The 17,114-nt window shown below is 68.4% G+C and carries 19 protein-coding genes; 16 read left to right on the forward strand and 3 right to left on the reverse strand.

Going from position 1 to position 17,114, the window contains the following annotated elements; translation table 11 throughout:
* The first annotated feature begins 137 nt into the window (after nucleotides 1-137).
* The 11 genes from nagZ (at nucleotide 138) to HNQ73_RS02020 (ending at nucleotide 9,800) form a co-directional block, all read left to right on the forward strand.
* Entirely contained in the window at nucleotides 138-1,175 is a 1,038-nt protein-coding gene (nagZ, locus tag HNQ73_RS01970) for a beta-N-acetylhexosaminidase (protein ID WP_183331697.1), read from the forward strand.
* A 35-nt stretch (nucleotides 1,176-1,210) separates the two neighbouring features.
* Nucleotides 1,211-2,026 carry a segregation and condensation protein A gene (locus HNQ73_RS01975; protein WP_183331699.1) on the forward strand — a complete coding sequence of 272 codons (816 nt, stop codon included), beginning with the start codon at nucleotides 1,211-1,213 and terminating at the stop codon, nucleotides 2,024-2,026.
* A complete protein-coding gene (gene scpB / locus HNQ73_RS01980; protein WP_183331701.1) occupies nucleotides 2,023-2,727 on the forward strand; it encodes an SMC-Scp complex subunit ScpB in 705 nt (234 codons plus the stop codon). Before HNQ73_RS01975 ends, scpB begins: the two co-directional genes overlap by 4 nt.
* A 10-nt stretch (nucleotides 2,728-2,737) precedes the next feature.
* Nucleotides 2,738-3,859, forward strand: a complete 1,122-nt coding sequence (locus tag HNQ73_RS01985; RefSeq protein WP_183331703.1) for an ABC transporter ATP-binding protein — start codon at nucleotides 2,738-2,740, stop codon at nucleotides 3,857-3,859.
* A gap of 69 nt (nucleotides 3,860-3,928) precedes the next feature.
* A complete protein-coding gene (locus HNQ73_RS01990) occupies nucleotides 3,929-4,180 on the forward strand; it encodes a twin-arginine translocase TatA/TatE family subunit (protein ID WP_183331705.1) in 252 nt (83 codons plus the stop codon).
* 83 nt (nucleotides 4,181-4,263) lie between these two features.
* Nucleotides 4,264-4,929, forward strand: coding sequence for a Sec-independent protein translocase protein TatB (gene tatB, locus HNQ73_RS01995; protein ID WP_183331707.1), 666 nt, complete (start codon nucleotides 4,264-4,266; stop codon nucleotides 4,927-4,929).
* Nucleotides 4,926-5,714, forward strand: coding sequence for a twin-arginine translocase subunit TatC (gene tatC, locus HNQ73_RS02000; protein WP_183331709.1), 789 nt, complete (start codon nucleotides 4,926-4,928; stop codon nucleotides 5,712-5,714). The genes tatB and tatC overlap by 4 nt, the downstream gene beginning before the upstream one ends.
* Before the next feature lie 50 nt (nucleotides 5,715-5,764).
* Complete coding sequence (serS, locus tag HNQ73_RS02005; RefSeq protein ID WP_183331711.1) at nucleotides 5,765-7,048, forward strand: serine--tRNA ligase; 1,284 nt, start codon at nucleotides 5,765-5,767, stop codon at nucleotides 7,046-7,048.
* A 1-nt stretch (nucleotide 7,049) separates the two neighbouring features.
* Nucleotides 7,050-7,811, forward strand: coding sequence for a 5'/3'-nucleotidase SurE (gene surE, locus HNQ73_RS02010; protein ID WP_183331713.1), 762 nt, complete (start codon nucleotides 7,050-7,052; stop codon nucleotides 7,809-7,811).
* Entirely contained in the window at nucleotides 7,792-8,493 is a 702-nt protein-coding gene (locus HNQ73_RS02015) for a protein-L-isoaspartate O-methyltransferase family protein (RefSeq protein WP_183331715.1), read from the forward strand. Before surE ends, HNQ73_RS02015 begins: the two co-directional genes overlap by 20 nt.
* Before the next feature lie 131 nt (nucleotides 8,494-8,624).
* Complete coding sequence (locus HNQ73_RS02020; protein WP_183331717.1) at nucleotides 8,625-9,800, forward strand: M23 family metallopeptidase; 1,176 nt, start codon at nucleotides 8,625-8,627, stop codon at nucleotides 9,798-9,800.
* A 114-nt stretch (nucleotides 9,801-9,914) separates the two neighbouring features.
* On the opposite strand, the gene HNQ73_RS02025 is transcribed toward HNQ73_RS02020, so the two are convergent.
* Nucleotides 9,915-10,814, reverse strand: a complete 900-nt coding sequence (locus HNQ73_RS02025) for an ATP-binding protein (protein WP_183331718.1) — start codon at nucleotides 10,812-10,814, stop codon at nucleotides 9,915-9,917.
* Nucleotides 10,815-11,019: 205 nt separating this feature from the next.
* Here HNQ73_RS02025 and yajC point away from each other — a divergent pair, with 205 nt between their 5' ends.
* The 5 genes from yajC to HNQ73_RS02050 all read left to right on the forward strand — a co-directional run bounded on the left by yajC (nucleotide 11,020) and on the right by HNQ73_RS02050 (nucleotide 15,321).
* Nucleotides 11,020-11,388, forward strand: coding sequence for a preprotein translocase subunit YajC (yajC, locus tag HNQ73_RS02030; protein ID WP_373284836.1), 369 nt, complete (start codon nucleotides 11,020-11,022; stop codon nucleotides 11,386-11,388).
* Nucleotides 11,389-11,449: 61 nt separating this feature from the next.
* Nucleotides 11,450-13,060, forward strand: coding sequence for a protein translocase subunit SecD (gene secD / locus HNQ73_RS02035; protein WP_183331720.1), 1,611 nt, complete (start codon nucleotides 11,450-11,452; stop codon nucleotides 13,058-13,060).
* A 24-nt stretch (nucleotides 13,061-13,084) separates the two neighbouring features.
* Complete coding sequence (gene secF / locus HNQ73_RS02040; protein ID WP_183331722.1) at nucleotides 13,085-14,035, forward strand: protein translocase subunit SecF; 951 nt, start codon at nucleotides 13,085-13,087, stop codon at nucleotides 14,033-14,035.
* 14 nt (nucleotides 14,036-14,049) lie between these two features.
* Complete coding sequence (locus HNQ73_RS02045; protein WP_183331724.1) at nucleotides 14,050-14,433, forward strand: Mth938-like domain-containing protein; 384 nt, start codon at nucleotides 14,050-14,052, stop codon at nucleotides 14,431-14,433.
* Nucleotides 14,434-14,463: 30 nt separating this feature from the next.
* Nucleotides 14,464-15,321, forward strand: coding sequence for a phytoene/squalene synthase family protein (locus tag HNQ73_RS02050; RefSeq protein ID WP_183331726.1), 858 nt, complete (start codon nucleotides 14,464-14,466; stop codon nucleotides 15,319-15,321).
* A 13-nt stretch (nucleotides 15,322-15,334) separates the two neighbouring features.
* Here the strand turns inward: HNQ73_RS02050 and trmFO are convergent, their stop codons facing one another.
* Together trmFO and HNQ73_RS02060 are read right to left on the reverse strand one after the other, a co-directional pair.
* A complete protein-coding gene (gene trmFO, locus HNQ73_RS02055) occupies nucleotides 15,335-16,750 on the reverse strand; it encodes a methylenetetrahydrofolate--tRNA-(uracil(54)-C(5))-methyltransferase (FADH(2)-oxidizing) TrmFO (protein ID WP_183331727.1) in 1,416 nt (471 codons plus the stop codon).
* A gap of 144 nt (nucleotides 16,751-16,894) precedes the next feature.
* The gene (locus tag HNQ73_RS02060; RefSeq protein ID WP_183331729.1) at nucleotides 16,895-17,050 is read right to left on the reverse strand and encodes a DUF1127 domain-containing protein; all 156 of its coding nucleotides are present in this window, start codon (nucleotides 17,048-17,050) and stop codon (nucleotides 16,895-16,897) included.
* Between the last annotated feature and the right edge of the window lie 64 nt (nucleotides 17,051-17,114).

Here is a 17,114-nt window from a genome sequence, read left to right on the forward strand (position 1 = left end):
CGGAATGGCGCTTTCTCGTAATGTTTCAGGCGGCGGCCCCCGGGTCGCCGCATCACTTTTGCGAGGGCCTTTTTCCACCGTCCGGATTGGGCTAGACCCGCCTGCATGATTATCCGCACTGCGATGAGAGACCGGACATGACGGCGATCAAGGCGTTCATCGCCGGCTGTGCCGGCCCGAGGCTCGATCCGGAGGAGGCGGCGTTCTTCCGTGAGGCCCAGCCCTGGGGCTTCATTCTGTTTCGGCGGAACGTCGACACGCCGGACCAGGTGCGGCGGCTGACAGATGCCCTGCGCGAGAGCGTGGGGCGCGCCGATGCGCCGGTGCTGGTGGACCAGGAGGGTGGGCGTGTGCAGCGCCTCGGGCCGCCACACTGGCCGGCCTACCCGCCCGCCGCTATCTTCGGACGCCTGCCGGCCAATGATTTCTTGCTGCGACGGGAGATGGCGCGTCTCGCGGCGCGGCTCATGGCGCACGACCTGCGGGCCGTCGGCATCACGGTGGACTGCATGCCGGTGCTCGACGTGCCCGTGCCGGGGGCCGACAGCGTCATCGGCGATCGGGCCTACGGGCGCGACGCCCGCGAGGTCGCGGTGCTGGGCCGCGCGGCCGCGGAGGGGCTTCTCGCCGGCGGAGTGCTGCCCGTCATCAAGCACGTGCCCGGCCACGGCCGCGGCAATGCCGACAGCCACCATGCCCTGCCGGTGGTGGAGGCCTCGCGGGAGGAGCTCGCCGCAAGCGATTTCCTGCCCTTCCGGGTGCTGGCGGATATGCCGCTCGCCATGTCGGCCCACATCGTCTACCGCGCCCTCGATCCGCGCCGGCCGGCGACGGTCTCGCGCCGCGTCATCGCGGAGGTGATCCGCGGCGAGATCGGCTTTTCCGGCCTGCTGATGAGCGACGACATCTCAATGAACGCGCTCGCCGGCACCATTGGCGAACGTGCTCGCGCTGCGAGCCGGGCCGGCTGCGACATCGTCCTGCACTGTAACGGCAAGCTCGACGAGATGAAGGCGGTGGCCGAGGCGGTGCCGACCCTGTCCGGCGCGGCGCGGGTGCGGGCGGCGGCGGCTCTAGCGCGCCTCGGGCACGAGCCGGAACCCTTCGATGTTGGGGAGGGGCGGGAGCGGCTGAAGTCCGTGCTTGCCATGGCGGGCGCCGGCGCCGAAACTTGATTCGGGCCCTGGGGGGGCTGCAAGAAGGTTGATCGATGTCTGTTGCTGAACTGCCCTTCGAGGAGGTTGTCGAGCGCGGCACGAGCGAGCCGGCCCTGATCGTCGACGTCGATGGTTTCGAGGGGCCCCTCGATCTGCTGCTCGAGCTCGCACGCCGGCAGAAGGTCGACCTCGCGCGCATCTCGATCCTTGCCCTCGCCGAGCAGTACATAGCCTTCATCGAGGAGGCGCGCCGCCTTCGCCTCGAGCTTGCGGCGGACTATCTCGTCATGGCCGCCTGGCTCGCCTATCTCAAGTCCCGCCTGTTGCTGCCCGAGAAGCCGAAGGGGGACGAGCCGAGTGCTGCCGATCTCGCCAGCGCCCTGACCCTGCGCCTGCAGCGGCTCGAGGCCATTCGCGCCGCGGCGCAGCGGCTGTCTAATCTCGACCAGCTCGGCCGTGACGTCTTCGCCCGCGGGGCGCCGGAGCCGATTGCCGTGGTGACGCGCCCGACGTGGGACGCGACGCTCTACGACCTGCTCGACGCCTATGCCCGCCAGCGGCAGAAGGTGGCCAACGCGCGCGTGACGCTGCGCAAGCGCTTCGTCTGGTCGCTCGTTGAGGCGCGGGAGGCGCTGGAGCGGCTCGTCGGCAGCGCGCAGGACTGGACGATGCTGGACCATTATCTCGCGGCCTACATCGCGTCGCCGGGGATGCAGGCCACCGTCCGCGCCTCGGCACTGTCCGCAACCCTCGAGATGGTACGTGAGGGCGTGCTCGACGTGCGTCAGGACGGCGCCTTCCGGCCACTGTGGATCCGGCGTCGTGCCGAAAAGCACCGGTCCGGCGGCGAGGGGGGCGGGGCCGAATGAGCGCCAGCATTGAGCGCATCGACCGGCACGACGAGACGGCCGAAGCCTTCGTCCAGGCGCTGCGCATCGCCGAGGCCCTCATCTTCGCCTCCCGCGAGCCGGTGGATGAGGCAGCCATCGCCGAGCGGCTGCCAAAGGGCGTCGACGTCTCGGCCGTGCTCGACCGGCTGCAGCACCTCTATGCCGGGCGTGGCGTCAACCTGAGGCGGGTGGCGCAGGGCTGGATGTTCCGCACGGCCTCGGACCTGTCGTACCTTCTGGCGCGCGAGCTGGCGGAGCCGAAGAAGCTGTCGCGCGCAGCGCTGGAGACGCTGGCGATCATTGCCTATCACCAGCCCGTCACGCGCGCCGAGATCGAGGAGATTCGCGGCGTCGCTACCTCGCGCGGCACGCTCGACCTGCTGCTGGAGACCGGATGGGTGCGCCTGCGCGGCCGGCGCCGCACGCCCGGCCGGCCGGTGACCTACGGCACGACGCCGGCCTTCCTGACCCACTTTGGCCTCGAGAGCATCGACGACCTGCCCGGGCTTGACGAACTCAAGGGGGCAGGGTTCATCGAGGGGCGTCTGCCGTCCGGCTTCTCCGTGCCGGTGCCCAATGATGCGCCGGAACTGCGTGATGACGAGGATCCCCTGGAGGAGGATCTCTTCCTCCTGCGGGAGCCGGAAGAGGACGAGCCGCTGACTGACGGCGACCAGTGACGGATGCGTGATGAGCGACAGTACGATGCGTGAGCCGGTGCGGTGGCCCTGGCGGGAGTGGGGGCCGCGCGGCACGGCGGGGGCGAGCTTCCCGTCCTCGCTCAGCATCGAGGACGTGTATCAGTTCTACGGCGATGTGGCGGCACTCTCGGGCGTGACGCTGTCGGCGGAGCCGGGCGAGATTGTCGGGCTGCTCGGCCATTCGGGATGCGGCAAGACGACGCTGCTGCGCATCGCTGCCGGCATCGAGCGGCCGGCGGCCGGCCGGGTGGTGCTCGACGGGCGGGAGGTGGCCGGGCCGGATACTTTCGTGGAGCCGGAGGCGCGCGGCGTCGGCCTGATGTTCCAGGACTATGCCCTGTTTCCGCACCTGACTAACCTGCGCAATGTGATGTTCGGCCTGCGGCGTCTGCCGCCGGCGGAGGCAGAGAGGGTGGCCCGGCATGCGCTCTCCCGCGTCGGGCTCGAGCGTCATGCGGACGATTATCCCCACATGCTGTCAGGCGGTGAGCAGCAACGCGTCGCCCTGGCGCGGGCGGTGGCCCCGCGCCCCGGCATCCTGCTGATGGACGAGCCTTTCTCCAACCTCGACCGGCGCATGCGCGACGTGATCCGCGACGAGACGGTGGCGCTCATGCGTGAGACCGGGGCGACCGCCATCGTCGTGACGCACGACCCGGAGGAAGCGATGCGCATCGCCGACCGCATCGTGCTGATGCGCGGCGGCAAGGTGGAGCAGATCGGTACGGCGGAGGAGCTCTATCGTCGGCCGCGGACGCTGTTCGCGGCGCGATTCTTCTGCGACTTCAATGAATTGCCTGGTGATGTGAAAGCCGGACGTGTAACGACTCCCCTGGGCACGTTCCCGGCGCCGGGCGTGCCCGACGGGCAGGCCGTCGTCTGCGTGCGTCCGCAGGGTGTCGCGCTAACCGTCCTGGACGAGGGCATACCAGGACGGATCACCATGCGGTGTTTCCTGGGGGAAGTCGACCTGCTGCACATCACGCTGGACGGGCTGGAAAGGCCCTTGCAGGCGCGCATTCGCAACGACGGGACGTTCCGCGAGGGGCAGGATGTGGGGGTGACGATCATTCCCGACGAAGTTCTTGTTTTCGCCGCGGGGGGAGCCTAGTTTCGGGGCGAAGTCGCAAAATGCGCCGAAGGGCGCGCGGGGACGCCGGGACGGCGTGGAGAAAAAGGTATGGGTGGCGCAAGCATCTGGCATTGGATTGTCGTCGGTCTGATCGTTCTGCTGCTTTTCGGTCGCGGCAAGATCTCAGAGATGATGGGTGACGTCGCGAAGGGCATCAAAGCCTTCAAGAAGGGCATGGCGGAGGACGACACTCCCGAGGCAGCGCCCGCGAGCGCGTCCGACAAGGGCAAGGTCATCGAGCACAAGGCGACGCCTGCAGCCGAGGTCGACGCGAAGTCGAGCGAGCGCAAGGTCGGTTGATCCGAGACAATCGCGTGTAGCCGGCCTGGACGGGGCGCCCGGGGCGTCCCGTCGGCTTCGTGACGCAGGTAACTGAGCGCGCCATGTTCGATATCGGTTGGAGCGAGCTTCTCATCATCGGGGCGGTTGCGCTCATCGTCATCGGCCCGCGCGACTTGCCGCGCACGCTGCGCGCCATCGGGCAGATGACGGCCAAGGTCCGTCGCATGGCCGGCGAGTTCCAGAGCCAGTTCAACGAGGCCATGCGGGAGGCCGAACTCGACGAGATCCGGCGCAACGTCGAGAGCGTCAAGGACGTGACCTCCGCCTTCGACAAGCCGTTCAACCCCATCGAGACAGCGCGGCGGGAAATCAAGAGCGCCATCGAGGGCGCGGGCACCGTCGCCAGGCAGGACGACGCTGCCACGAACGCCACGCCGGCCGCACCGGCGCCGGTCGATCTGCCGCCGCCGGAGCTGCCGCCTGCGCCCGATCCGGTCCAGTCGATCGCGGCTGCGCCGGCACCGGAACCTGCGCCGAACCCCGATCCGGCACCGAAACCCAGGCGCCGGACGAAGGCCGCTGTGGCCGACGGCGGCGCGCCGGCGGCCGGGGAGGCCAAGCCTGCCGCACCCTCCCGCAGGAGCCGGTCCAGTGCCGGGCCGAAGGCTGCTGACGGGCAGGAGGCGAAGCCTGTGACAACGAAGGCCCGGTCCACGGCATCGAGAAAGAAGACCGTCGCGTCTCCGGCTGACGGGGGCGAAGCATGAGCCAGGAAGACATCGACGCCACGCGCGCGCCGCTCATCGACCACCTGATCGAGCTGCGCTCGCGCCTCATCAAGTCGCTCATCGCCTTCCTGGCGATGTTCTTTCTCAGCTTCCTCTTCGCGAGGGAGATCTACAACGTCCTGATCTGGCCCTATGTCTTCGCGGCCGGGCCGGACGCGCAGGTCCAGCTCATCTACACGGCGCCGCTCGAATATCTGTTCACGCAGATCAAGATCGCCCTGTTCGGCGCGGCCTTCCTGTCGTTCCCGGTGGTGGCGGCGCAGATCTACATGTTCGTGGCGCCGGGCCTCTACAAGCACGAGCGCGAGGCCTTCCTGCCCTATCTCGTGGCGACGCCGGTCTTCTTCCTCATCGGCGCGGCGGTGGTCTTCTTCGTCGCCATGCCGATCGTGATGCGCTTTTCCATCGGCCAGCAGCAGGTGGCCGAGGCGGGGCAGGCGGCGATCACGCTTCTGCCGAAGGTGAGCGAGTACCTGTCGCTCATCATGACGCTGATCTTCGCCTTCGGCATCTGCTTCCAGCTTCCGGTCATCCTCACGCTGCTGGCGCGCGCCGGGCTGATCGACAGCGCCTTCCTGAAGGACAAGCGGCGCTACGCCATCGTGCTGGTCTTCGTGGTGGCCGCGGTCCTGACGCCGCCGGATGTCATCAGCCAGCTTGCCCTTGCCCTGCCGACGCTGCTCCTTTACGAGGCTTCCATCTTCTCGGTTCGGATGATCGAGAAGAAGCGCGCGGAAGCCGAGGCCGCGCGCGAGGCGACCTGACGGCTGATCCGGAAGGCCGCTGCCTTGACCTTCGGCCGGTCCGGATTGCCATGCACGATATCCGCTTCATTCGCGAGAATCCGAAAGCCTTTGACGAGGGCCTCGCCCGCCGCGGCCTCCCAGCCCAAGCGGAGGCCCTGATTGCGCTCGACGAGAAGCGCCGGTCCGTCATTTCCGAGCTGCAGGCCGCGCAGGAGCGGCGCAACGCCCTCTCGCGCGAGATCGGTGAGGCGAAGAAGGCCAGGGATGAGGCGCGGGCCCAGGCCCTGATGGCGGAGGTGGCCGCGCTCAAGGAGGCGATGCAGGCCGGCGAGGCTGCCGAGCGCAGGGCCATCGCCGAGCTTGAGGCTGCGCTCGCTGCCATCCCCAACCTGCCCAAGGCCGACGTACCGGATGGGCCGGACGAGACCGGCAATGTCGAGCGTCACCGGTATGGCGAAAAGCGCTCTTATGCTTTTGAGCCGAAAGAGCATTTTGATCTCGGCGAGGCGCTCGGCCAGATGGATTTCGAAACCGCGGCCAAGCTCTCGGGTGCCCGTTTCGTGGTGCTGAAGGGGCAGCTTGCCCGGCTTGAGCGCGCCATCGGCCAGTTCATGCTGGATGTCCACACGAGCGAGCACGGCTACACCGAGGTCAGCCCGCCGCTTCTCGTGCGGGACAACGCGGTTTATGGCGTCGGGCAGCTGCCGAAGTTTGAGGAGGATCTCTTCCGGACGACGGACGACCGCTGGCTGATCTCGACAGCCGAGGTGCCGCTGACGAACCTTGTCCGCGAATCGATCCTGTCCGAGGAGGAGCTGCCCAAGCGCTTCACGGCGCTGACGCCGTGCTTCCGCTCCGAGGCGGGCTCGGCCGGGCGCGACACGCGCGGCATGCTGCGGCAGCATCAGTTCTCCAAGGTCGAACTCGTGTCGATCACGACGCCGGAGGCGTCCGCGGACGAGCACGAGCGCATGCTCGCCGCTGCCGAGGCCGTGCTGAAGAAGCTGGACCTGCACTATCGCGTCGTGACGCTGTGCACTGGCGACATGGGCTTCGCCTCGCAGAAGACCTACGACATTGAAGTGTGGCTGCCGGGGCAGGGCGCCTACCGTGAAATCTCGTCCTGCTCGGTCTGCGGCGACTTCCAGGCCCGGCGCATGCGCGCCCGCTACCGGCCGAAGGATGCGAAGGAGCCGCGCTTCGTCCATACCCTGAACGGTTCAGGCACGGCTGTCGGGCGTGCGCTCATCGCCGTCATGGAGACGTGGCAGAACGAGGATGGCTCCATCACCGTCCCTCCGGCGCTGGTGAGCTACATGGGCGGCGTTACGCGAATCGAGAGAGCGGGCTGACATGCGCATTCTGTTGACCAACGACGACGGCATCCACGCCCCTGGCCTCAAGGTGCTGGAGGAGATCGCGCGCGAGCTGTCGGACGACCTGTGGATTTTCGCGCCGGAGACGGACCAGAGCGGCGTCTCGCACTCGCTGTCGCTCAACGATCCGCTGCGCCTGCGCATGGTCGACGAGCGCCGCTATGCCGTGAAGGGCACGCCGACGGATTGCGTCATCATGGGCCTGCGCCATGTGCTGAAGGACAATCCGCCCGATCTCATCCTGTCCGGCGTCAACCGCGGCCAGAACGTCGCCGAGGATGTGACCTACTCCGGCACCATCGCCGGGGCGATGGAGGGGACGCTGCTCGGCGTACCGTCGATTGCGCTGTCGCAGGCCTACGGTTCCTACGGGCGCGCGGCCATTCCGTGGAACTGCGCCCGCACGCATGCGCCGGGCGTCATCCGTCGCCTCATCGAGGCGGGAATCGAGCCGGGCATCCTCGTCAACGTCAACTTCCCGGCCTGCGAGCCCTCGGAGGTGAAGGGCACGGCCGTGACGGTGCAGGGGCGGCGCGACCAGGCGCTCCTCAACATCGAGGAGCGGCACGACGGGCGCGGCAATCCCTACTACTGGCTGATCTTCGCCCGCGAGAAGCAGGAGGCCGGAGCCGGCACGGACCTGCGCGCCATCGCCGAGAACCGCATATCCATCACGCCGCTCGAGCTCGATCTGACGCACGAGCCGACTATGACGCGCTATGCGCGAATTTTTGGGTAAGACCGGCACCTTCGACGACGCGGACGACGACGCCGGGCCGATTACCGGCGCGGAGGAGACTGTCGCCTTCCTTCTGAGCCTCAGGGCCAAGGGCATCCGCGACACGGCTGTGCTGAGGGCGATGGAAGTGGTGCCGCGGGACCTCTTTGCCCCGAGGCGCTTCGCCGATCTTGCCCGCGCCGACGTGTCGCTGCCGCTGCCCTGTGGCCAGACCATGACGGCTCCCGGCATCATTGCCGCGATGCTGACGGCGCTCGCCGTGCAGCGGCACCACCGCGTGCTCGAGATCGGCACCGGCTCCGGCTATCTCTCGGCAGTTCTCGGCAATCTCGGGCGCGAGGTCATCTCCATCGAGCGGTTCCGCACGCTGGCGCTCGCGGCGGCCGAGCGGGTGGCTTCGCTCGGCATGCCACACGTGCGCATCATGCCTGGCGACGGCCTCGGCATCGGCAATCTCGGCGGTCCCTTCGACCGCGTCATCCTCAACGGCCTCGTTGCATCCGTGCCAGCGGCCCTCACATCGACCCTGCCTCCCGGAGGCCGTCTGGTGGCGGCGCGGGTCGTGGACGGGGTCTCGCGCATCGTTATGATCGAGCGCGGCGCCGACGGCGAGCTGGCAGAGACGCCATTGCAGCCGGCGCGCATGCCGCCGCTCGTCCGCGGCCTTGCCCGTGCGCTTTGAGGCGAGGGGAAAAGGCTTTCCCGCGTTGCCAGCCTTACCATGCGTGCGGCCCGCGGCCGGCATCGCAACGGTTGCTTAACCTGAATCTCTTTTAATCACCCTAGATGCGTTGCGTTCTCGTGGGTGGTTCAATGGGTCAGAGCGTTGTCAACGAGCAGTCGCGGCTCCTGGTGCGCCTCGCTGCTGTCAGCCTGGTGGCAGGCGTTGCGGCCGGCTGCAGCTCGGATGTGATGCGCTTCACGGATGATCCGTTCTCGAACCCCTTCAAGGATCCCGGCGTGACCGGCAGCATCCAGCCCTCGCCGCCGGCGCCCGTCGCAAGCCAGCCGCTGTCCTCGCCCGCCGTGGCCTCCACCTACCGGCCAGCGCAGTCCGTGCAGCAGGCAGCCTATGCAACGCCCCAGCCTGCGAGGGCGACCAGCGCGCCGCCCCCTGTCACCGGCAGCGCGAACGGCTGGACGGCCCAGGGCGGAACCCCCATCTACGTCGGCACCGGTGACACCCTCGCGAGCATCTCCGGCCGTTACGGAGTGCCCATGGCCGCCATTCTGGCCGCCAACGGCCTGACCAGCGCATCGCAGATCACCCCGGGGCGCCAGATCGTCATCCCCGTCTATAATCCCGGCGCGTCGTCCGTCGCTGCTGCGCCGCAGCCGGTGAAGGTGGCCGCTGCCGGCAATAGCGTGCCCGCGCCCGCCCCGGCGCCTGTTCCGCCGCGGGCCTCGCGTCCGGTCGTCCAGGCGGCTCCGCAGTCCGCGCCGTCCAGGCCGGCCGAGAAGCCGGTTCAGGTGGCAAAGCTCGAGCCCAAGGCCGAGCCGGCCAAGCAGGAGGTGAAGGCTGCGCCGGCGCCGGCGCCGGTCGAGGCCGCGAAACCGGCGGAAAAGGCGCCCGAGCCCACTCGGACGGCGAGCCTCAATCCATCGGAGGTCGCGGGCGGGCTCGAGTTCCGCTGGCCGGCGCGCGGCCGCGTCATCGCCGGCTTCGGTGGCAAGGGAGGCAACGAGGGCATCAACATCGCCCTGCCGGAGGGCACGCCCGTCAAGGCGGCTGAGAGCGGCACGGTGGCCTATGCCGGCAACGAGCTCAAGGGCTACGGCAATCTCATCCTCATCCGCCACGATAACGGCTGGGTGAGTGCCTATGCCCACAACAGCGAGCTGCTCGTGAAGCGCGGGGACACCGTGCGCCGTGGGCAGACGATCGCCAAGTCCGGGCAGACCGGCAACGTGTCCTCCCCGCAGCTCCACTTCGAGCTGCGGCGCGGCTCGAGCCCGGTCGACCCGATGCCGTATCTCGCGGGATTGTGAGAGGGACTCTTCGCGCCACGGCCCGATGATCAGGGACGAACGATCGGTACGCGTGAGACCCCGTACCGATCCCAGGAGGCGGGCCCGGCGTGTGCCGGGCCCGTTTTCCTTTGCTCAGGCGTCGAGTCGGCGGCCGAGCCGCCCGGCGAGGTCCTGGATGAACTGCCAGGCCGTGCGGCCGGAGCGGGCGCCGCGCGTGGTCGCCCATTCGAGCGCCTCGGCACGCAGACGCTCCGGCTCGTAGTCGAGGCCGAAATGCGCAGCGTAGCCGTTGATCATGTCGAGATACTCGTCCTGGCTGCACTTGTGGAAGCCGAGCCACAGGCCGAAGCGGTCGGACAGGGAGACCTTCTCCTCCACGGCCTCACCCGGGTTGATGGCCGTCGAGCGCTCGTTCTCCATCATGTCGCGCGGCAGCAGGTGGCGACGGTTGGAGGTGGCGTAGAAGATGACGTTTTGCGGGCGCCCCTCGATGCCGCCTTCGAGCACGGCCTTCAGCGACTTGTAGGAGGTGTCGTCGGTGTCGAAGGACAGGTCGTCGCAGAAGACGATGAACCGGTGCGGATCGGCCTTGAGCAGCGCCATCAGGGCCGGCAGGCTCTCGATGTCCTCGCGGTGGATCTCCACCAGCTTCAGCGGGCGGGCACCGTCACCGGCCAGCCGCACGTTGGTCTCGGCGTGGATGGCCTTGACGAGGGAGGACTTGCCCATGCCGCGCGCGCCCCACAGCAGGGCGTTGTTGGCGGGCAGGCCGCGGGCGAAGCGCTCGGTGTTCTCCGCCAGCACGTCGCGCATGCGGTCGATGCCGCGCAGGAGGACGAGATCGACCCTGTTGACCTTCGGAACGGGGTCGAGTCGGGCCGGGGAGGGATGCCAGACGAAGGCGTCCGCCGCATCGAAATCGGGCGCCGTCGGGGCGGGCGGAGCGATTCTCTCGAGGGCGTCGGCGATCCGCCTCAGCGTCGCCAGCAGGGCGTCCGTGTTCGGGCTGTCGGTGGTCGGTTGTACGGGCATTCCTCGGCCTGTCATTCCTCGTTAGACTTGTGCCTGCGTGCCCGCGGCGGCAGCCGGCGGCCGGCGCCGGACAAACGGCAGCGGCCACGCCGACGGACGGGTGATGTCGTGCCGTCGGCCGTCACCACGGGCGGTTTGCTTTCAGCGGGCTCATCGTTATAGTCCGCGCGCTCTAATAACCCTTTGCGCCGCATGCATGCCAGCGATGCGGTTTCTCGCCGGAGGTCCGTCAGTGATCACGCCAGCCTTCGCCCAGTCCGCCGGATCGGCCGGTGGGGGCGACATGCTCATCCAGCTCGTTCCGTTCATCCTCATCTTCGTCATCATGTGGTTCCTCATCATCCGTCCGCAGCAGCGGCGGGTGAAGGCCCACCAGGAGATGATCAAGAACGTGCGGCGCGGTGACACCGTCGTCACCTCCGGCGGTCTCGTCGCCAAGGTGACCAAGGTCGTGGACGACGGCGAGATCGAGGTGGAGATTGCCGAGGGCGTCAAGGCGCGCCTCGTCCGCGGCATGATCTCCGAGGTCCGTTCCAAGTCCGAGCCGGTCAAGACCGAGGCACCGAAGAGCTGATTGATATCGCGCGCGGCGCCGCCCACGGCCGCCGCGCCCCGCCCTGCGTCAAGGCTGTCCCATGCTGCGCTTCTCGACCACCAAGGTCGTCCTCATGCTCGCCGTCACGGTGTTCGTCTGCCTTCTGGCAGTACCGAACCTGATGGCGCCTGATACCCGCAACGCCCTTCGCGAGGCCATTCCGGGCTGGGTGCCGTCGTGGCTCGTGCCGACGCAGGCCGTGGTGCTCGGCCTCGACCTGCAGGGCGGCTCGCACGTGCTGCTCGAGGTCGATTCGAACGATCTGGTGCGGTCGCAGGTGGCGACCCTGCGTGACGATGTGAGGCGGATCCTGCGCGAGACGCGCGTTGCGCCGCAGGGCGGCATCGTAGCGATGCCGCGCGGCGTGCAGCTGCGCTTCGCCAGCGAGGCCGACCGCGACAAGGTGCTGCCACGGCTTCGGGAGCTGTCGCAGCCCATCGGCAACGCCATCCTCGGCCAGACGGGCGAGCGCAACATCGACATCACGACGAACGGGGACACCGTCCAGCTCACGCTGAGCCAGGCGGGCATCGACGAGCGGGTGCGCCGCGCCGTCGACCAGGCCATCGAGGTGCTGCGTCGCCGCGTCGACGCGCTCGGCACGACGGAGCCGAACATCCAGCGCCAGGGCGCGGACCGCATCCTGGTGCAGGTGCCGGGTCTGCAGGATCCGCAGCGCCTCAAGGAGATTCTCGGCCGCACCGCCAAGCTCCAGTTCCGTTTCGTGGCTGATGCCGGCGCCAATCCTTCCGACGTGGAGATGATGCCCTCGCGCGACAGCGGGGGGCAGATGATGCCCGTCGAGCGCCGCGTCATCGTCGAGGGCGAAGACCTCACCGACGCACAGCCGGCCTTCGACCAGCGGACGGGCGAGCCCATTGTCAACTTCCGCTTCAATGTGCGCGGTGCCCAGCGCTTCGGCCAGGCAACGAGCGAGAACGTCGGCCGTCCGCTCGCCATCGTGCTCGACAACGAGGTCATCTCGGCGCCGCGCATCCTGCAGCCCATCACCGGCGGCTCGGGCCAGATCTCGGGCAACTTCACGGTGGAGCAGGCGAACAACCTCGCCATCCTGCTGCGCGCTGGCGCGCTGCCGGCCAAGCTCACCATTGTTGAGGAGCGCACGGTCGGCCCTGGCCTCGGCCAGGACTCCATCGAGGCCGGCAAGATGGCCGCCATCGTCGGCACCGTGCTCGTCGCGGTCTTCTTGATCGCGAGCTACGGCATCTTCGGCCTCATCGCCGACCTTGCCGTGCTTATCAACGTCATCATGATCATCGGCCTTCTGTCTGCCCTCGGAGCCACGCTGACGCTGCCCGGCATCGCCGGCATCGTGCTGACGGTGGGCATGGCGGTGGACTCGAACGTGCTGATCTACGAACGCATCCGCGAGGAGAAGCGAGCGGGACGCTCGGTGATCTCGGCCCTCGACGCCGGTTTCAGCCGGGCGCTGTCCACCATCATAGACTCCAACATCACCACGCTGATCGCGGGCGTCGTTCTGTTCCTGCTCGGATCGGGGCCGGTGCGCGGCTTCGCCGTCACGCTGTCGATTGGCATCGTGACGACGGTCTTCACGGCATTCACCCTGACGCGGCTGATGACGGCGCTGTGGTTCCGCACCGTGCGTCCCACGACGATCCCGCTTTGATCTGCTGCAGCGAGTGACGAAACCATGCGTCTTCTGCGCCTTGTCCCGGACGATACCAAATTCGGCTTCATGCAGTATCGCCGGGTCAGCTTTCCGCTGTCCGCGATTCTGTCCATCCTGACGGTCGTCCTGTTCTTCACCGTCGGCATGAACTTCGGCATCGACTTCCGCGGCGGTACGCTCATCGAGCTGCAGGCCAAGAGCGGGGAGGCCGATCTTGCCGCGATCCGCGCGAAGGCCGGCTCGCTCGGCTTCGGCGATGTCGAGGTGCAGACCTTCGGCGGGCCCGACCAGGTGCTCATGCGCTTCGGCCTGCAGGGAGACAGCGAGCAGGCCCAGCAGTCGCTGGTCAGCGCAGCGCGCGGTGCGTTCGAGACCGACTACGACTTCCGCCGCATCGAGGTGGTCGGTCCGCGCGTGTCGGGCGAGCTCGTCCAGTCGGGCACGCTCGGCGTCGTCGTGGCTGTCATCGGCGTGCTCATCTACCTGTGGTTCCGCTTCGAGTGGCAGTTCGCCGTCGGCGCCGTCATCGCGACCCTGCACGATCTCGTCCTGACCATCGGCTTCTTCGCGCTGACGCAGATCGAGTTCAACATGACCTCGATCGCGGCCATCCTCACCATCGTCGGCTATTCGCTGAACGACACCGTCGTCGTGTACGACCGCATCCGCGAGATGATGCGCAAGTACAAGCGCCTTTCGATCGCGGACATGATCGACGTTGCCATCAACTCGACCCTGTCGCGCACCGTGATGACGTCCGTGACGACCTTTCTCGCGCTGCTCGCCCTCGCCATCTATGGTGGCACGGTGATCGAGAGCTTCTCGTATGCGATGATCTTCGGCGTCGTCATCGGCACCTATTCGTCGATCTTTATCGCCGCCCCGGTGCTCATCTACCTCGGCGCGCAGATGGGCAGCGAGAGCGAGGCCGGTGAGAAGGCGCAGGCGGCGGCGCAGCGCTCGGCTCCCTGAGCGGGAGGATGGTGATGGCCGGACCGCGCTATGACGGCTTCGTACCGGGACGTCACCAGATCGACGCCTACGGCAACGGCGGCTTTCGCTTCGCCGACATGTCGCACAAGGGCTCGATCCTGGCGCTGCCATCGGGGATCAAGGCCTGGGAGGCGACGTCGGCGCAGAACCTCGGCCCCGCCGATTTCCTCCCGGTGCGGGCGGAGGCCGACGACATCGAGCTGCTGATCGTCGGCACCGGTACGGAACTTGTGCCGCTGGGCGAGCACTTGCGCTGGCACCTGCGCGAGCTGCGCATCGCCGTCGAGGTGATGCCGACTGGCGCGGCCGCCCGCACCTACAACGTGCTGGTCGCCGAGGGGCGCAAGGTCGCCGCGGCGCTCATCGCCGTCGCGTAACCCGTCGCGCAGCACGGAAAGGGAGCTGCCGTGAACGACGCCGCCGGGCCGAATACAGACGCCTTTGCCTATTGCGCCGGCGAGGTGCGCCGTCACGACCCGGACCGTTTCTTCGCCACCCTGTTCGCGCCGGCCGAGAAGCGGCCCTATCTGCACGCGCTCTATGCGTTCAATCTGGAGATCGCTCGCGTGCGGGAGGTGGTGAGCGACCCGATGCCGGGCGAGGTGCGTCTGCAATGGTGGCGCGACGAGCTCGAGGGAAGGGCGCGTGGTGACGCGCTGGGCCATCCGGTCGCTGCTGCGCTGCGGGAGACCGTCACCCGTTTTGGCCTGCCCGTCGGGGCGCTCATGGCGCTCATCGATGCGCGCAGCTTCGATCTCTACGAAGATCCGATGCCGAGCCTCGTCGATCTCGAGGGCTATTGCGGCGAGACTGCCTCGGCGCTGTTCCGCCTGGCATCCCTGATCCTCGCCGACAGCGGTGAGGTCGGGCCGGCCGATGCGGCGGGACATGCCGGCGTCGCCTATGGCATCACCATGCTGCTGCGCGCCTTCCCGTGGCATGCGGCGCGCGGCCAGCTCTACCTGCCGGCGGATATTCTCTCGCGCCATGGACTTTCGCGCGAGGAGGCGCTGTCGAGGGAAGAGGCGGCGCGACTCGCCCCCGTGCTGGCCGAGATGCGCGCCATCGCCGAGGACCACCGGCGGAAGGCACTCGCCTTCATCGCCGAGACTCCGGCAGTTGTGCGCCCCGCCTTCCTGCCGCTGGCCATCGTCGCTCCCTACCTTGCGCGGATGAAGCGGCGCTACGATCCCTTCTGCGACGTTGTGGAGGTGGCACAGTGGCGCCGTCAGTGGGCGCTGTGGCGCCTCGCGCGGCGGCTCTGAACGCAGGCAGTCCCTATTCCGCGGCGTGGCGGGCCTGCCCCTCGAGCCAGGCGGCGAGGTCTGCCCGCGCACGGTCGGTGAGGGCCTTTTTCTTGGCGAGTGCCTTGTCCTTGCCGCGCAGCCGGCGACCGTCCGCCCCCTTCGGCTCCGCTTCGAGCGGCGGGAAGAGGCCGAAGTTGATGTTCATCGGCTGGTAGGACTGCGGGCCGCCGTCGATGGTGCTGATGTGGCCGCCCGTGATGTGGTTGAGCAGCGCACCGAGTGCTGTCGTCGCCGGCGGCGGCGTGAGCGGCTCGCCGAGTCGCTCGGCCGCCGCGAAGCGCCCGGCGAGAAGGCCTATGGCGGCACTTTCCACATAGCCCTCGCAGCCGGTGATCTGGCCGGCGAAGCGAAGGCGCGGTTCGGCCCTGAGGCGCAGGGTGCCGTCAAGCAGGCGGGGCGAGTTGATGAAGGTGTTGCGGTGCAGGCCGCCGAGGCGGGCGAACTCCGCATTCTCCAGCCCCGGAATCATGCGGAAGATGCGGACCTGCTCAGAGTACTTCAGCTTGGTCTGGAAACCGACCATGTTGAACAGCGTGCCGAGGGCATTGTCCTGCCGCAGCTGCACCACCGCGTAGGGGCGCTCGTCGGGCTTGTGCGGGTTGGTGAGGCCCACCGGCTTCATGGGACCATAGCGCAGCGTCTCGCGGCCGCGCTCGGCCATCACCTCGATAGGCAGGCAGCCGTCGAAATAGGGCGTGTCCTTCTCCCACTCGCGGAACGCGGTCTTCTCGCCGGCGAGAAGCGCATCGACGAAAGCCTCGTACTGCTCCCGCGTCATGGGGCAGTTGAGGTAGTCGGCGCCGGTGCCGCCGGGGCCGGCCTTGTCGTAGCGCGACTGCGCCCAGGCGACCGACATGTCGATGCTGTCGCGATAGACGATGGGGGCGATCGCATCGAAGAAGGCGAGCTCGCCCTCGCCGGTGAGGCTGCGCACGGCCTCGGCGAGCGCGGGTGAGGTGAGGGGGCCGGTGGCGATGATGACGCTGTCCCAGTCCGCCGGCGGCAGGCCGGCGACTTCCTCGCGCACGATGGTGATGAGCGGATGCGTGGAGAGCGCCTCGCTGACGGCGGCGGAGAATCCGTCACGGTCGACGGCGAGCGCGCCGCCCGCCGGCACCTGGTGGGCATCGCCCTTGGCCATGATGAGGGAGCCGAGCGCCCGCATCTCCTGGTGCAGCAGGCCGACGGCGTTGCTTTCGGCGTCGTCGGAGCGGAAGGAATTGGAGCAGACGAGCTCCGCCAGGCCCTCGGTCTTGTGGGCCGGCGTCATGCGCACGGGGCGCATCTCGTGCAGGATGACGGGCACGCCGCGCGAGGCGAGCTGCCAGGCGGCCTCCGAGCCGGCGAGGCCGCCGCCGACGACATGGACAGGTGCGATCTTGGTCATGCCGCCTATGTGTCCGCAGGCCGGGCCCGCGTCAAGGCGCGCCGGGGGCAGACCCGGAAAACACGAACGCCCGCTGGCGGCGGGCGTTCCGAGCAAACAGTCCGGTGGATGGCGCAGCGGGCGGAGAAGCCGCAGCGCTCACCCTCAGACGGCAGCGTGCTTCTTCGCGACGAAGGGAATGTCCCAGCGCGAGATGCCGAGGTCGTTGAGCTCCCGGTCGGTCAGACGCGACAGCTCACGGACGGTCTCGCGGTAGCGAAGGTACGCCTTGATCCTGGCAAGGATGTAAGAAACGAACATGGGGCTCTCTCCTGTTCTTGCGGTCGCAACATGCTCGTTGCGCCGAACCGGACACACACTAGTT

The sequence above is a fragment of the Chelatococcus composti genome (genome assembly GCF_014201415.1).
In the GTDB taxonomy this organism is placed as follows: Bacteria; Pseudomonadota; Alphaproteobacteria; order Rhizobiales; family Beijerinckiaceae; genus Chelatococcus_A; species Chelatococcus_A composti.

Excerpts from the sequence above, each read along its gene's own strand:
- tatB (WP_183331707.1), top strand. The coding sequence starts at position 4,264 with ATGTTCGATATCGGTTGGAGCGAGCTTCTCATCATCGGGGCGGTTGCG.
- HNQ73_RS01990 (WP_183331705.1), top strand. The coding sequence starts at position 3,929 with ATGGGTGGCGCAAGCATCTGGCATTGGATTGTCGTCGGTCTGATCGTT.
- HNQ73_RS01985 (WP_183331703.1), top strand. The coding sequence starts at position 2,738 with ATGAGCGACAGTACGATGCGTGAGCCGGTGCGGTGGCCCTGGCGGGAG.
- HNQ73_RS01975 (WP_183331699.1), top strand. The coding sequence starts at position 1,211 with ATGTCTGTTGCTGAACTGCCCTTCGAGGAGGTTGTCGAGCGCGGCACG.
- trmFO (WP_183331727.1), bottom strand. The coding sequence starts at position 16,750 with ATGACCAAGATCGCACCTGTCCATGTCGTCGGCGGCGGCCTCGCCGGC.
- HNQ73_RS02015 (WP_183331715.1), top strand. The coding sequence starts at position 7,792 with ATGCGCGAATTTTTGGGTAAGACCGGCACCTTCGACGACGCGGACGAC.
- tatC (WP_183331709.1), top strand. The coding sequence starts at position 4,926 with ATGAGCCAGGAAGACATCGACGCCACGCGCGCGCCGCTCATCGACCAC.
- serS (WP_183331711.1), top strand. The coding sequence starts at position 5,765 with ATGCACGATATCCGCTTCATTCGCGAGAATCCGAAAGCCTTTGACGAG.
- secD (WP_183331720.1), top strand. The coding sequence starts at position 11,450 with ATGCTGCGCTTCTCGACCACCAAGGTCGTCCTCATGCTCGCCGTCACG.
- HNQ73_RS02060 (WP_183331729.1), bottom strand. The coding sequence starts at position 17,050 with ATGTTCGTTTCTTACATCCTTGCCAGGATCAAGGCGTACCTTCGCTAC.
- HNQ73_RS02045 (WP_183331724.1), top strand. The coding sequence starts at position 14,050 with ATGGCCGGACCGCGCTATGACGGCTTCGTACCGGGACGTCACCAGATC.
- scpB (WP_183331701.1), top strand. The coding sequence starts at position 2,023 with ATGAGCGCCAGCATTGAGCGCATCGACCGGCACGACGAGACGGCCGAA.
- surE (WP_183331713.1), top strand. The coding sequence starts at position 7,050 with ATGCGCATTCTGTTGACCAACGACGACGGCATCCACGCCCCTGGCCTC.
- HNQ73_RS02020 (WP_183331717.1), top strand. The coding sequence starts at position 8,625 with ATGGGTCAGAGCGTTGTCAACGAGCAGTCGCGGCTCCTGGTGCGCCTC.
- secF (WP_183331722.1), top strand. The coding sequence starts at position 13,085 with ATGCGTCTTCTGCGCCTTGTCCCGGACGATACCAAATTCGGCTTCATG.
- nagZ (WP_183331697.1), top strand. The coding sequence starts at position 138 with ATGACGGCGATCAAGGCGTTCATCGCCGGCTGTGCCGGCCCGAGGCTC.
- yajC (WP_373284836.1), top strand. The coding sequence starts at position 11,020 with ATGCGGTTTCTCGCCGGAGGTCCGTCAGTGATCACGCCAGCCTTCGCC.
- HNQ73_RS02025 (WP_183331718.1), bottom strand. The coding sequence starts at position 10,814 with ATGCCCGTACAACCGACCACCGACAGCCCGAACACGGACGCCCTGCTG.